Below are 15,201 nucleotides of genomic sequence, written 5' to 3' on the forward strand. Positions count from 1 at the left end.
ATTAATATTATTTAGTATGTAGTCTAATATAGGTGTAATATAAGCCGAGTTTTGTTGTGGTAGCATTAATCTACTACACTTTTCACAAAGTGTCTCTAGCGAAACAAAAGCATTAGTGTAAAAACACCTTATAAGAGGCTAACCGTTTGTTTCTTGCTGCCGTGTTGGGTTTACAAGCTCTCTATGTTGCCATAAAGACCGGTGGTCTCTTACACCACCTTTTCACCATCACCGCTAAAAGCGGCTGTAATATTTCTGTTGCACTTTCCCTCGCCTTACGACGGTCATCCGTTAGATGAAACACTCTCTTATAGCAGCTCGGACTTTCCTATTGCCAAGAAGCAATTAACTACCTATTACACCTGCTGTAAGTTTACAAAGATTTTCCTTTTAATCCCCTTTTTTAAGTATGAACAATTGTTCATGTAACTTATATTCCAATGAGAACAGGTGTTCATTTTCAATAAGCTTATATTAACACTTGTTCATATATAATACTTTTACAAAGAACATATGTTCATGTGTTAAATCACTTATTTTAGGACTATAGAGATTATGAATACTAAAGAAAAAATATTAAAAAGTTCAACAAAACTCTTTTGTGAATATGGATATAAAGGTACAAGCGTGCGTAAAATTGCTGCCGATGTTGGAATAAAACAAAGTGCCTTATATAATCACTTTAAAAACAAAGAAGAAATATTTTTAGAGGTTTCAAAAAATATCTTTAGCTCGCCCTTTTCTTTAAAGGATGAAGAAATAAAAGAGAGCGCATTAAAAGGCAAAGCATTTCTAACAAAATATGCTATGCAGTATAAATTACTTACATTTGATAAAAACAACGAAAACATGTTTAGGTTGTTAATGATAGAGTTGTTTGCGAATAAAGAGCTTAGAGAGCAGTTTATGAGTGAGTTTAATGATAAAAACATTCAGGTTTTATCAGAGGGCTTTTTTATAATGATGCAAAATTCACTTGTTAAATCATCAGATCCTATGCTAATGGCATATGAGTTTTTATCTACCCTATTCTACATAAGACTTCAAGTTACCCTGCTTCGTTTTGACAACAAAAGTACGGATACGCTCTCAACTCAGTTTGAAAAACATGTGGATTTTTTTTGGGAAAGTATAAAAGCTAAATGATTATTTTTATGATATTAAACAATATTAACTTTATTGAATAAAAAAAGTAACCCTTATTATAGGGTTACTTATATAGTTAATTAAGCTTTTGCTTCATTTGCGTATTTTTCACCAAGTTCATAAGCTTTTTTATTTGCAGCATGAACTTTTTCAGGTACCTTTGAAAGCATTACCTCAATTAAGTGATCTTTTTCTATAGCACTCATAAAAGTATTTGCTATAGCTAGTGCAACAACAGATTGAGTAATTACGTTACCAACCTCTTCTTTTGCAATAGTAATAATTGGAATCTCATAAATATTCCAGTTTTTTCTATCCTCTTCAGTCGGAGTAACAAGGTTTGGATCAATTACGATTGTCCCTCCTTTAGATACACCGTTCTTAAATAGGTTATAACTAGTTTGTGCAACAGACAACATAAAATCTATCTCGCCGTCGTTTGCATATGGATAATAAATTTCTTCATCATCCAAAGTAATATCAACAACCGTCGGTCCACCACGAACTTGTGACGTATATGTAGCCGTTTTTAATCCATGACCGCCTGATTTAATTTTTGCAGCTGCAAAAATTTCACCTGCAAGAAGAACACCCTGTCCACCAACACCTGTAAATCTCATTAAAGTTCTAGCCATTGTGTTTCTCCTTATATTTTCTTAGCAAAATCATCTTGAGTGATTTTTGAACGTTTACCTTGGTGTACGTCTTTAATTTCTTGATACATCTCACAGTATTCGCGAGCTTCCATATCCTGTTTTAAAATACCTGTAGGAAGTAAGTTTAATCTTTCCTCTTCACTCATTGCATCGTATTTTTTCTTAGCAACAGTAATATTGTCAATCCATTCAAGATTTTCCATAGCAGATTGCATTTGATTTTTACGACCAAGATTAATGTGACAATTTGAAAGAACTTCTAAGAAAGAAAAACCTTTATGCTCTAAAGCTTTGATCATGATTTTCTCTAACTTTTTAGGATCTAACATTGACTCACGTCCTACAAAAGATGCACCAGCAGCTATAGCTAAGTTAGATGCATTAAAAGTTGGATCGATATTTCCGGCTTTTTGTGATACAGTCCACATACCCTGAGGTGTAGTAGGTGAAGTCTGAGAATTTGTTAAACCGTAGATAAAGTTATTAATAACAATTAAAGTCATATCTATATTTCTTCTGCAAGAGTGGATAGTATGGTTACCACCGATTGCAAGTGTATCACCGTCACCACCGACACAAACTACTAATTTATCAGGAAAAGCCAATTTAACACCTGTACCGTATGCAACAGTACGACCGTGTGTAGTATGAATAGTATTAAAGTCAACATAAGAAGAAAATCTTCCTGAACAACCAATACCGGAAACTACACATACGTCATCTTGGTTTACCCCCATTTTGTCAATTGCACGGATGAATGCTTTTAAAATAACACCATCACCACAACCCCAACACCATAGTGTCGGCATTTTTTCAAGTCTTAAATATTTATCGTAATTAAATGCCATCTTAGAATACCTCTTTTACTTTGTTTACAATTTCATATGGTGATATTGCTCTACCATTAACTTTATAAAGACCTTCAATGTCAAGTCTTTGAGAAACTCTTTCAACTTCTTCAGTGTATTGTCTAATATTAAGCTCAACACATAATACATTTTTAACTTTATCGGTAAAGTGTTTAATTCTATCTGCCGGTGAAGGCCATAATGTAATCGGTCTAAATAAACCAGCTTTAATTCCATCAGCTCTTAAGTGACGAATCGCCTCTTTAGCAGCTAGAGAAACTGAACCGTAAGCAACAATTAAAACATCATTTTCTTCTAAATCATCACACATAAATTCTTCGTTAAGTTCTAACTCATCAGTATGAGCCATAACTTTGTCTTCAAGTCTTTGAATAAGTTTTCTACAAGTTTCAATCTCTTCTGTAGGGAAACCTTTTGCATCATGATGAAGACCGGTAAAGTGGTATCTATAACCTTCAAACATTGGATTAAGAACCGCTGGCTCTGTTGGACCACATTCATACGGTCTATAATCTTCAGGAGCACCTTCGAATTTTTTACGAGGTACAATTCCAGCTTGTACTTCTTCTACAGTCGGTAGCATTGCCTTACCGTGCATATGTCCTAATGTTTCATCTGTTAAAACAATAACAGGTTGCATGAAACGATCAGCTAAGTTGAATGCACGAACAACTTCAGTATAACACTCAGCTAAGTTTCCGGCACATAAAGTGATTGAACGATAATCACCGTGAGACGGATTTCTTGCTTGTCTAACATCACCTTGAGATACACGAGTTGGAAGACCGGTTGATGGACCACCACGCATAACATTTACTAAAACTAAAGGAACTTCAGCCATTTGAGCTAAACCTAAATTTTCAGCTTTAAGCGATACACCTGGACCAGATGTTGCAGTCATAGTGCGAACACCGCCCATACCAGCACCGATAGCAGCACAAATACCTGCTATCTCATCTTCCATTTGAATTGCAGCCCCACCTTCTTTTGGTAAAAGGTCAGAAATTGTATGCATAATCTCACTTGATGGTGTAATTGGATAACCACCAAAAAATTTACAACCGGCATCAACTGCAGCTCTTGCAGATAGATCGTTACCGGTAGATATTACTTCTCTAGTTGCCATTATTTAACTCCTTGCTCAAGTGACATATAGTTGTTTGCAACAATCTTAGCTTGACGTTCTTTAGATTCGTCCGTAAGTTTCGCAAAACTGTATCCAGCTTCTTTATATTCCTTTTTATCTGCTACATATATAGCAAAATCAGGACATGAAATTTCACATTCCATACAGCCGATACAAGCTTCAGGGTGATCAACAGATATCATAGCACCAAGAGTCGATGATGATTCGTATTTCATTCCAAGTACACCTGATGGACATACAGACACACAAATATCACAAGCTTTACAATTATTTGTATTTACCCATACAGGCTGATTACCTGGGTTTTTAGTTTCAAAAGTTCCCATTTATTCTCCTATTTTTATATTTAAAACTCTACACCTAAAATAGATTGTAAAGCTTAAATTTATTATCCCTAAGAAGGATAACTTAGTTTTCTTAAATATCCTCTAAGCTGTGCTAATGACGCTTAATAATGTAACGTTTTGTTACATTATGAGGCTCGCACTGTTTCTTAAAGTTACTTATTTAAAACTTCTGATACAGCTTTTCCAATATCAGCAGGTGACACAACTACTTTGACACCGGCAGCTTCTAAAGCATCCATTTTCTCTTTTGCAGTGCCTGCACCACCTGATACGATAGCACCAGCGTGACCCATACGTTTACCTTTAGGTGCAGTTTGACCTGCAATAAATGCAACAACAGGTTTAGTTATTTGTTCTTTAATAAGCTTAGCTGCTTGAATTTCAAGGTCTCCACCAATCTCACCAATCATAACGATTGCTTCTGTTTCAGGATCTGCTTCAAACATCGGTAAAATTTGTTTATATGAAAGACCGATAATTGGATCTCCACCGATACCGACGGCTGTAGTAATTCCGTATCCTTCATTACATACTTGGTTAGCACCCTCGTATGTTAATGTACCGGATTTTGAAATAAGCCCAACATTACCTTTTTTGAAAATCATACCAGGCATAATTCCAATTTTACACTCTTCAGCAGTAATGATACCGGGACAGTTTGGACCAATAGTTTTCATATTGTGTTTAACCGCATAAGCTTTAGCCGCTTGCATATCGCGTACAGGTGCACCCTCTGTGATAATTACTGCAAGCTCAATTCCAGCTTCGGCTGCTTCCATAACTGCATCTGCAACAAAAACAGGTGGAACAAAAATCATAGAAACAGTAGCACCTGTAGCACTTACAGCTTCTTTTACCGTATTAAACACAGGTTTGCCTAAATGTTCTTGTCCGCCTTTGTTTGGTGTAACACCGCCAACGATGTTTGTACCGTATGCTATACATTGTTCAGCGTGGAAAGAACCCTCTTTCCCTGTAAAACCTTGAACAATTACTTTTGTATCTTTATTTACTAAAATGCTCATATTAAATTACTCTCCTTTTCTAAAGAAACTTCACTAAGCTTGTTTTGCTGCAGCTACTGCTTTTGCAGCACCGTCAGCTAAATCTGTTGCAGCTATAACATTTGATATATTTGCATTTTTTAGAATTTCTGCCGCTTCAGGTGCATTTGTACCATCTAAACGAACAACTACAGGAACATGTACATCAGTAAGTTTAGTAGCTTCTAATATACCGTTTGCAATACGATCACAACGAACGATTCCACCAAAAATATTTACGAAAATTGCTTTAACATTTGGATTTTTTAGAATTATCTCAAAACCTTTTGCAACTGTTTCAGCATTTGCACTACCACCAACATCTAGGAAGTTTGCAGGTGTACCACCCATATAGTTAATAGTATCCATAGTACCCATTGCAAGACCTGCACCGTTTACCATACAACCAATTTCACCATCAAGTGATACATAAGAAAGACCATATTGACTTGCCTCACGCTCATCAGCATCCTCCTCACTTAAATCTCTCATATCTTCAATATCTTGGTGACGACCTAATGCAGAATCATCAAATCCCATTTTTCCATCTAGTGCTAAGAATTCACCGGAACCAGTTTTGATTAATGGATTAATCTCAATCATCTCAGCATCGTTTTCCATATATACTTTATATAAAGCCTGAGCGAATTTAATAAATGCACCCTGCTCTTTTTTATCAGTAATACCTAACCCAAATACTAATTCACGACCGTGAAAACCTTGAAAACCAACAGCAGGATCAACTGCAACTTTAATGATTTTTTCAGGTGATTCTTCAGCAACTTTTTCAATCTCCATACCACCCTCAGTAGAAGCCATGATTACAGGCATCTCACGAGCGCGGTCAAGTACTACACCAAGATAAAGTTCATCTTTAATGTCAGCACCCTCTTCTATATATACCTTATGTACTTCTTTACCTTCAGGTCCTGTTTGGTGAGTAACAAGTTGCATACCTAGTATTTCACTAGCCAATTGTTTAACTTCATCTTTACTTTTTGCAAGTTTAACACCACCGCCTAAACCGCGACCACCAGCGTGAATTTGAGCTTTTACAACCCAAATGTTTCCACCAAGTTCTTCTGCGTTACGAGCAGCTTGTTCCGGTGTATTTGCAACAATACCGCGAGGTGTCGGCACACCATATTTAGCAAAAATTTGTTTTGCTTGATATTCATGTATATTCATTTATTCTCCTTATTTTAAAGTGGTTATTTACGCTTTAGGCGCAATCATATCTTCTGGTTTAACATACTCATCAAACTCTTCAGCAGTTAAAAGACCAAGCTCAATTGCCGTAGCTTTTAATGTAGAGTTGTTTTTATGTGCAGTTTTTGCAATTTTTGCCGCATTTTCATAACCGATATACGGGTTAAGTGCAGTAACTAACATTAATGAGTCATGTAAATAGTGGTCTATTTTTGCATCAACAGGCATAATACCAACAGCTGCATTGTCGTTAAAAGAAATAATAGAATCACTTAATAATCTTACAGATTGTAAAAAGTTATATGCAATAACAGGCTTAAATACATTTAACTCAAAGTTACCTTGACTAGCCGCAAAACCGATAGTCGCATCATTGCCCATAACTTGGCAAGCTACCATAGTTACTGCTTCAGACTGAGTAGGATTTACTTTACCAGGCATAATTGAAGAACCGGGCTCGTTTTCAGGAATTGTAATCTCACCTAAACCACATCTAGGCCCAGATGCCAACCATCTTACATCGTTAGCAATTTTCATCATATCCGCAGCAAGTGCTTTTAGGGCACCGTGAGCAAATGTAAGCGCATCATGAGAAGTCAGCGCATGAAATTTATTTGGAGCGGTTATAAAATCATGTCCAGTAAGTTCTGATAGTTTAGCCGCTACTCTCTCTCCAAGTTCAGGGTGAGCGTTAAGTCCGGTTCCAACCGCAGTACCGCCAAGAGCAAGTTCGCGAACTGCTTCTAATGAATCTTTTGCCATTTTTTCACATTTACTTAGCATCTCAACCCAACCACTAATCTCTTGACCTAGAGTTAAAGGAGTTGCATCTTGAAGGTGAGTACGTCCTATTTTTACAATAGAATCAAACGCTTCACTCTTAGCTTGCAGTGTTGCTTTTAACTTTGCAATCGCAGGTAACAAAGACTCTTCTACTGCAATAACAGATGCTACGTGCAATGCTGTAGGATATGTATCATTTGAAGATTGAGATTTATTTACATCATCATTTGGATGAACAAGCTTTTCAACTCTGAAATCTCCTCCAAGTATTTCCGTTGCACGGTTAGCTAATACTTCGTTGTTGTTCATATTTGATTGCGTACCTGAACCTGTTTGCCAAACAACTAAAGGATAGTTTCCATCCAGTTTACCTGCTAACATGTCATCGGCAGCTTGAGCAATAGCATCTGCTTTTTTAGCATCAAGTTTTCCAAGATCTTTATTTACAAGTGCAACCGCTTTTTTAAGATAAGAAAATGCTCTTGTAATTTCATAAGGCATTTTCTCTTCACCGATTTTAAAGTTTTGGATTGAACGTTGTGTCTGCGCAGCCCAATAAGCATCTACAGGTACTTGCATCTCACCCATAGTGTCTTTTTCAATACGTGTACTCAAATTATTCTCCTTCAAAAAATTTATTATTATTTAAAGAGTCAATTAGCTCCTGAACAGATGCGCAAGAATTTTTAAACATATCTTTTTCTTTTTCATCCAATGTAACTTCGATAATTTTCTCAGCCCCGTTAGCTCCAAGCATTACAGGTACACCTGAAACTACATCGTTATATCCGTATTCACCATCTAAATAAACGGCACAAGGGTGAATCTGTTTTGTATCTTTTAAAATTGCTTCAACCATAATTGCCGTAGATTTAGCAGGAGCATAATAAGCAGAACCTGTTTTTAAATAACCTACTATTTCTGCACCGCCGTGTCGAGTACGGTGAACAATTTCATTGATTTCATCATCGGTTAAAACATCTGACAAAGGTACACCGGCTACTGTAGAATAGCGAGGCAAAGGAACCATATCATCACCGTGTCCACCCATAACAGATGCACGTATTTGTCCGCCGCCGTAACCAAGCTTTTCTTGAATAAAGGCAGCCATACGAGAACTATCTAAAATTCCAGCCATACCGATAACACGGCTTCTATCAAATCCACTTTCCTTTAGAGCTACATAAGTCATAGCATCTAGCGGGTTAGAGACCATTATAATTATGGCATTCGGAGAATATTTTGCTATTCCTTGAATTACTTCTTTTGTGATTTTTGCATTTATCATCAGTAAGTCGTCACGACTCATACCAGGTAAACGTGGGCTACCGGCAGTAACTACTACCACATCACAATCAGTAAGTTGAGATATGTCTTCAGCAACCGTAACAACGGTATGACTTCTAACCGCTGCTGCAGCTTGAGACATATCAAGGGCTTTACCTTTAGCTACTTCGATTTTATTGTCACGTAAAATAATCTCATGACAAGTACCAAGCATAGCTAGAGAGTAAGCAACGGTAGCACCGACATTACCTGCACCGACAATACCTACTCTCTTCCCTCTTTCTTTATTCATACTTACTCCTTAAATTTTACTTCTATTATAAAACTATCAGTATAGTTTCATAAAAAAAGCAAAATGAGGGAAAATCCCTCATAATACTTACACTTATATAGCGTCTATTATAGCGTTAAGTGTTGCAGATGGACGCATTGCAGCTTCAGCTTTTGCATCATCAGGATGAAAATACCCTCCAACATCTTGGGCTTTACCCTCAACAGACATAAGTTCTGACATAATTTGCTCTTCTTTTTCCGTTAACTCTTTAGCAACTGAAGCAAATTTAGCAGCTAACTCAGTATTATCTGATTCAGCTAAAGCTTTTGCCCAGTATTGTGCTACATAAAAATGAGAAGCTTTATTATCAGGTTCACCACACTTTCTTGATGGAGCTTTATTATTATCCAAATAACCCTCATTTGCAGTATCTAAAGCAGCTGTAACTGCAGCTAGTTTATCAGAGTCATGTTTTTGAGCAATAAATCTTAAAGATTCAGCTAATGCTAAAAATTCACCAAGTGAATCCCAACGCAAGTGTCCTTCAGCTAAAAATTGATCAACATGTTTAGGAGCAGATCCACCCGCACCTGTTTCATATAAACCACCACCTGCAATTAATGGAACTATTGAAAGCATTTTAGCAGATGTACCAAGCTCTAAAATCGGATACATATCAGTTAAATGATCACGTAAAACGTTACCTGTTACAGCGATAGTATTTTCACCTCTACGGATACGCTCATTTGTAAAACGTGTAGCATCCGTAACATTCATAATTCTAATATCAAGTCCGGATGTGTCATGATCTTTTAAGTACATATTTACTTTTTTAATCATCTCAGCATCGTGAGCACGGTTTTCGTCTAACCAGAATACTGCAGGATAACCTTCAATACGAGTTCTCTCAACTGTTAAACGAACCCAGTCTTTGATAGGGATGTCTTTAGCACGGCTCATTCTCCAGATATCACCAGCCTCACAATCAAAACTCATAAGTTCAGTCCCGTCTTGGGCAGTTACAGTAACTTTACCGGCTTCTGCAAGTTCAAAAGTAGTTGGGTGAGAACCGTACTCTTCAGCTTTTTGAGCCATTAGACCTATATTTTGCATAGTACCCATTGTAGATACGTCGTATTGACCGTTTTTAACACAATCAGCTACCATCTCAGCATGAAACATTGCATAAGTAGAATCAGGTATAACAGCTACAGTTTCTAATGCTGCACCTGTTCTATCCCACTGCTTACCGCCTTCACGAACAACAACAGGCATAGATGCATCGATAATAATATCATTTGAAGCATTAAAGTTAGTAGTCCCTTTATCCGAATCAACCATAGCAATTTTAGGTGCATCTGCATCTACAACTGTTTGAAATGCCGATTTAATCTCAGCTTCTTTTGAATGACCTGCGATTTTTTTCTCTAAATCACTCATACCAAGATTTGGATTTACACCTAATTCTTTGAATGTATCGGCATATTTAGCAAATACGTCTTCAAAAAAGATTTCAAAACCGTGACCAAACATAATAGGGTCAGATATTTTCATCATAGTAGCTTTTAAGTGAAGTGACCAAATTAGACCTTCGGCTTTTGCTTCATCTATTGTTTTTCTATAAAATTCACGTAAAGCTTTAACAGACATAAAAGTACCGTCTAAAATCTCACCTTCAAGTGCATCGATAGATTTAAGCTCTTTGCCGTTTAAAGCAATAGTTACTTTTTGATTCTTATTCATAGTAACAGATTTTTCATTACCGTAAAAGTCACCGTTTCCACCCATATGAGCTACACGTGCTTTAGAGTTTTCAGAATAATCTTTAAGTCTATGAGGATTTTTTTGAGCAAAATTCTTAACAGCTTTAGCAGCACGACGATCAGAGTTACCTTCACGAAGAACAGGATTAACTGCAGAACCTAAACAAACACTATATTTAGCTTGAATTTCTTCTTCCTCGGCATTTGCCGGATTTTCAGGATAATTAGGAATATCATAACCCTGTCCTTGAAGTTCAGCTATACAATCTTTTAGTTGACCTACAGATGCTGAGATGTTTGGAAGCTTGATAATATTTCCATCTTCTTGAAGTACCACTTCACCTAATTTAGATAAATTGTCTTCAGCTAAACCCATAGCTGCAAGTACACGACCCGCTAGTGAGATATCACTTGTAACTACTTCAACGCCTGCTTCTTTTGTAAACGCATTTACGATAGGTAGTAACGAATAAGTTGCCAAAGCCGGAGCTTCATCAATCTTTGACCAAATTATTTTTGACATTTTCATTCCTTCGAATAGGGTAATTTAATTCCTAAAGTTTGTATAACTTACGGATATGTAACACAAATCATACTAAGTTTAATCTAATAATTATCATCAAAAATTGTAAAGATGGATTTATTTAAAAGATATGTTTCATTTGGTAGCACGTTTTATATTGCTTAAATGTGTAGAATAGTTACATGAGAAATCATGCTCACCGCTCTTTGATTTCATAAAATATAGATAATCTGTTTTTGCCGGAAATACTGCGGCCTTTATAGCTTCAAAACCTACATTACAGACTGGAATATCGGGTATGCCGTGGTTTTTATAGGTATTATACAAGCTGTTGTCTTCGCGAATTCGCTTAGGCGTAATTCTAATATGAGAATATTTTCCATAGTTTAAAGTACCATCCATTTGCAGTTTCATACCTTTTTTAATTCTATTATAAATCACTGATGCTACCAACGGCATCTCTTGATTATTTGCCGATTCTTTTTGAATCACTGAAGCAACTGCTACAAAATGAAACCATTTTTTTTCATTATAGGTACCGAAAAGCTTATAAGATAGTTTTTTCATTTGCTTTTTTGACTCGAAAAGAAGTAATTTTATAAGCATCTCTTCATTTATTCCGATAGGTATTTTATATGTATCTGGAACAAATGCACCCTCCTCTATCGGTGTGTATTTTTCATACACCTGTTGAAGCTTCCCTCTATTAAGTTTAAGGTTTGTCGAGAGTTGATTTAAAAATATATATGTTGTTTCCCCCGGTATCAATGTTACGCTAGTCAGTGCCGCTTTTGCTTTTGTTAGTCTATATAAAAAATCTGCTCTTGTTAAACTTTGCACTCCAATATCAATCCAGCCGCTTTGAGGCGAACCTATTACTCTTAGTAATAGAGAGTCAAGTTTAGATAAATCATAATTATTTCCCGACAAATGTGTTATAATCTTATTTATTGAACCATTTGGAATATAGATAATTTTTTTTGACTTGATTGGCTGATTTAGGTAATAAATGAAAGATAAACTTATAATTAATAGTATCTCAAAACTATATTTTAGTATTGTTAGCTTTTTTATATTCATTTTATTAACACTTTCTGCAACATATTTACTTTTAAGTTCCGGAGTTTATCTTAAAAATATTAATTTTAATTCTGTAAGCATAAACAAATTATACATAAAATGGAATGAAAAATTAAATATTCATATACAAGAAATAAATATTTCGGCTAATGATTCATCTTCAAAAACAGGTTTTTCAAAAACCGACCTTATTTCATATTTAAATAAAATTATTTTTTTGCCGGTGTTTACAGAATCTATCGTTGTTGAAGATATCAAATACAAAGATATCAAAGCTCATCTAAAATACACTGATGAAGACGGTGGCAATATAGAAATAAATTCAAAAAAACTAAATATTTCCACAAATATATATACGGGACAAAATTATATCAATGTGTCTATAGATAAATTTAAAAACTCCACAAAAGATATAAACTTAAGCGCTAATATAATACTAGATTCAAAAAGAAACAAACTTTTTCTTGATTCAAAAATAAACGTTGCAGATGATATATCCTTAAACTTTTTTGCAAGGTCTGATTCAAAAAGATTAGATTATGCTATAAAATCAAATAAAACAATTCCAAGCACAAGTTACTTAGTCTCAATACTAAATATTGATCCCAGAGTTGTATATTGGGTAGATACTGCAATAAAAATGGATGGATTAGACATCAAACAGGCTTTTGGTTTTATTGAATATGACAAAATGGATGAGGCACTTGAAAATTTTTATGCATACGGTACTGCTAATAATTTAGAATACACTTATGACCGGAAGCTTGACTCTATTAAAACAAAATATACGGAGCTGTTTTTTAAAGACGGCGTTCTTTTTATACTGCCCAATGAATCCAAAACTTATAATTTTAACTTGGATGCGAGCTGGCTTAGAATAGATTTTACAAAACCAAAAGAGATACTTACACTGCATCTGCTTTTTGACGGTATTGTAAACAAGGATTTAAAAAATCTTTTAGAACGCTACAAGATAAAACTACCTTTTATCCAAAATAGCGGTTATATGGATACAAATTTAATCCTAGAAATAAATTTGCAATCACTGGACGTAGATGCCAAAGGTGAGTTCTACACAGATAATGCAAATTTTAACTACCTAGGTCTTAATCTTGACCTAAAAGACACTCTTGTAAAACTTCATAATTTTGATGTAAGAATACCTAAAATGTCTGCAAAATATAAAGATATCGCAGATGCGGACGTAAACGCAGTTTTGGATTTAAAAAACTCTCTAGGCTTTATAGATTTTGATTTTAAAAAGATATTTTTCGGTGACGCATTAAAATTAAATACAAAAGAAAATCCACTAAACGTAAAATACCTTATATCTCCAAAACAAGATAAAATCGAATTAGATAGTTCAAAATGGCTTTTTAATAAACAAAATATGAATATTGAAGCCATTAGCATCCCTTTTGATTTGAAAAATCTAACAGCAGATATTCCAACATCCGAATTATCTATAAACGATATGCTGACTGCATATATTTCAGGCAAAGTAAATCTAAAAAAGCTTAAGTTTGATTTAGAGGCAGATTTAGTGAAATTCAAATACAAGAATATCAAATTAGCTCAAGCAGATGCACATCTAAAAGCTATTTATGAAAATAAAAAACTTACTCTTACATCCATAGAACCTATAAATTTAGACGCAAGCAAACAAGACGTTAAACTTGAAAAACTAAAAGTTATATATCACGATAATTTAGTAGATGCAAAAAGCTCAAATACAGAAATAAAAAATCTTTTAAACACAGGTTTTAATTTAAGATACTCTTTTAAAAACAAAAGTGGCTATTTAAATCTTAATAAATTAAATTTTAATAATGACGCTCTTGGTAAAATATTTAAAAAAAATAATAATGTTGAGTTTAAAATAAGATCTACAAATGAACAATTTGTAGTTAACTCAAAAGAATTAAAAGTATCTGCATTTATTACACCCCAGCAATGGGTACTGGCTTTTAACTCCTTAAATAAATTAATGCCTTATTCTCCTTTTTTACAAAAATACCAGATAGATAACGGAAATTTTTCTATCTACAAAAGGGAGAGTGAAGAAAATATTAAATTTTTAGCAAAAGTTGATTATAAACATACCCTATTGCATCTAGGCGGAAAAAATATTTCAAACTATACAATCAAAGGTGAAATAGATAACAGCAATAATACTTCCTATATGGAGATAAACGACAAAGTTAATGTTAACGTCGCAAACGACATTATCGCAATTAAAGGGAGCAATGTAGGAATCAACCTAAATAAAACAGTAGATTTAATAAATGAAATAAGCTCCACAAACCAAAAACCTTCAAAGTCTCATATATCATTATCTTTTGACAACTCTTATATATATTTGAGTGATCAAAGACGTGTTATAGCAGACAGCATGGAACTTCAATATTTAAATGAAATAGTTACTGCTCAAATAAAATATAAAGATGCAGAAGCAGGTTTTAAATATAAAAAAAGAAAATTCCATTTATACGGTTCCGGTTTTAACAGTTTATTTATGGAAAACCTTTTTGCACTCTCAAAATTTAAAGGCGGTTCACTAGATTTTTCAATAAAGGGAGATATAGACGAGTTTGGCGGGGTTATATACATCAAAGACACTACTATTAAAAAATTTAGACTTTTAAATAATATTCTTGCTTTTGTAAATACCGTACCGTCTTTGGTAACATTTTCTCTTCCCTCATATAACACAAGGGGTCTTCACACTAAATCAGCATATATGAAATTTTCATATAAAAACCATATTTATGATATTAGCGATATATATCTTGATTCTAAAGAACTAGATATATTGGGTCACGGAAAAACAAACATTAAAAACGATTCTATAGATATGGAACTGAATTTAAAAACCGATTTAGCTAGTGAAGCCTCGAAGATACCGCTTGTCGGATATATACTTTTTGATAAAGACAGCATATCGACTACTGTTAAATTAGACGGAAAATTAAGTGACCCAAATATTAAATCGATGCTGCCAAAAGAGATAATAGTAGCACCGATAAATATAATAAAAAGAACTCTTCTGTTACCTTTTAATATATTTAATTAAA

The 15,201-nt window shown here is 34.5% G+C and carries 12 protein-coding genes and 1 other RNA gene; 2 read left to right on the forward strand and 11 right to left on the reverse strand.

Translation table 11 applies throughout. The features are described 5' to 3' along the window. Window positions 1-25: 25 nt before the first annotated feature. Window positions 26-365: RNase P RNA component class A (rnpB, locus tag FJR48_RS05965), an RNA gene on the reverse strand. 190 nt (window positions 366-555) lie between these two features. Between rnpB and FJR48_RS05970 the strand changes: the two genes are divergently transcribed. Beyond that, window positions 556-1,146 carry a TetR/AcrR family transcriptional regulator gene (locus FJR48_RS05970; RefSeq protein WP_152307238.1) on the forward strand — a complete coding sequence of 197 codons (591 nt, stop codon included), beginning with the start codon at window positions 556-558 and terminating at the stop codon, window positions 1,144-1,146. Between the two features lie 80 nt (window positions 1,147-1,226). On the opposite strand, the gene FJR48_RS05975 is transcribed toward FJR48_RS05970, so the two are convergent. The 10 genes from FJR48_RS05975 to mltG form a co-directional block, all read right to left on the reverse strand. Beyond that, a complete protein-coding gene (locus FJR48_RS05975) occupies window positions 1,227-1,781 on the reverse strand; it encodes a 2-oxoglutarate:acceptor oxidoreductase subunit OorC (protein ID WP_152307239.1) in 555 nt (184 codons plus the stop codon). An 11-nt stretch (window positions 1,782-1,792) separates the two neighbouring features. Beyond that, window positions 1,793-2,650 (reverse strand): 2-oxoglutarate ferredoxin oxidoreductase subunit beta, encoded by an 858-nt coding sequence (locus FJR48_RS05980; protein WP_152307240.1) that lies wholly within the window; start codon window positions 2,648-2,650, stop codon window positions 1,793-1,795. Window position 2,651: 1 nt separating this feature from the next. Then, complete coding sequence (locus tag FJR48_RS05985) at window positions 2,652-3,797, reverse strand: 2-oxoglutarate synthase subunit alpha (protein ID WP_152307241.1); 1,146 nt, start codon at window positions 3,795-3,797, stop codon at window positions 2,652-2,654. Continuing rightward, complete coding sequence (locus FJR48_RS05990) at window positions 3,797-4,144, reverse strand: 4Fe-4S dicluster domain-containing protein (protein ID WP_152307242.1); 348 nt, start codon at window positions 4,142-4,144, stop codon at window positions 3,797-3,799. The genes FJR48_RS05985 and FJR48_RS05990 overlap by 1 nt, the downstream gene beginning before the upstream one ends. A 173-nt stretch (window positions 4,145-4,317) precedes the next feature. Further along, complete coding sequence (gene sucD / locus FJR48_RS05995; protein ID WP_152307243.1) at window positions 4,318-5,190, reverse strand: succinate--CoA ligase subunit alpha; 873 nt, start codon at window positions 5,188-5,190, stop codon at window positions 4,318-4,320. Between the two features lie 33 nt (window positions 5,191-5,223). Then, a complete protein-coding gene (gene sucC / locus FJR48_RS06000) occupies window positions 5,224-6,396 on the reverse strand; it encodes an ADP-forming succinate--CoA ligase subunit beta (protein ID WP_152307244.1) in 1,173 nt (390 codons plus the stop codon). A gap of 27 nt (window positions 6,397-6,423) precedes the next feature. Then, window positions 6,424-7,815, reverse strand: coding sequence for a class II fumarate hydratase (gene fumC / locus FJR48_RS06005; protein WP_152307245.1), 1,392 nt, complete (start codon window positions 7,813-7,815; stop codon window positions 6,424-6,426). A 1-nt stretch (window position 7,816) separates the two neighbouring features. Further along, window positions 7,817-8,779 carry a malate dehydrogenase gene (mdh, locus tag FJR48_RS06010; RefSeq protein ID WP_152307246.1) on the reverse strand — a complete coding sequence of 321 codons (963 nt, stop codon included), beginning with the start codon at window positions 8,777-8,779 and terminating at the stop codon, window positions 7,817-7,819. 93 nt (window positions 8,780-8,872) lie between these two features. Further along, window positions 8,873-11,047, reverse strand: coding sequence for an NADP-dependent isocitrate dehydrogenase (locus FJR48_RS06015; RefSeq protein WP_152307247.1), 2,175 nt, complete (start codon window positions 11,045-11,047; stop codon window positions 8,873-8,875). A 135-nt stretch (window positions 11,048-11,182) separates the two neighbouring features. Further along, window positions 11,183-12,127 (reverse strand): endolytic transglycosylase MltG, encoded by a 945-nt coding sequence (mltG, locus tag FJR48_RS06020; protein WP_152307248.1) that lies wholly within the window; start codon window positions 12,125-12,127, stop codon window positions 11,183-11,185. Between mltG and FJR48_RS06025 the strand changes: the two genes are divergently transcribed. Continuing rightward, entirely contained in the window at window positions 12,057-15,200 is a 3,144-nt protein-coding gene (locus FJR48_RS06025) for a YhdP family protein (RefSeq protein WP_152307249.1), read from the forward strand. The two genes, mltG and FJR48_RS06025, sit on opposite strands and share 71 nt — an antisense overlap. The last annotated feature ends 1 nt before the right edge of the window (window position 15,201 follow it).

This window comes from Sulfurimonas lithotrophica (assembly GCF_009258225.1).
GTDB classification, from domain to species: domain Bacteria; phylum Campylobacterota; class Campylobacteria; order Campylobacterales; family Sulfurimonadaceae; genus Sulfurimonas; species Sulfurimonas lithotrophica.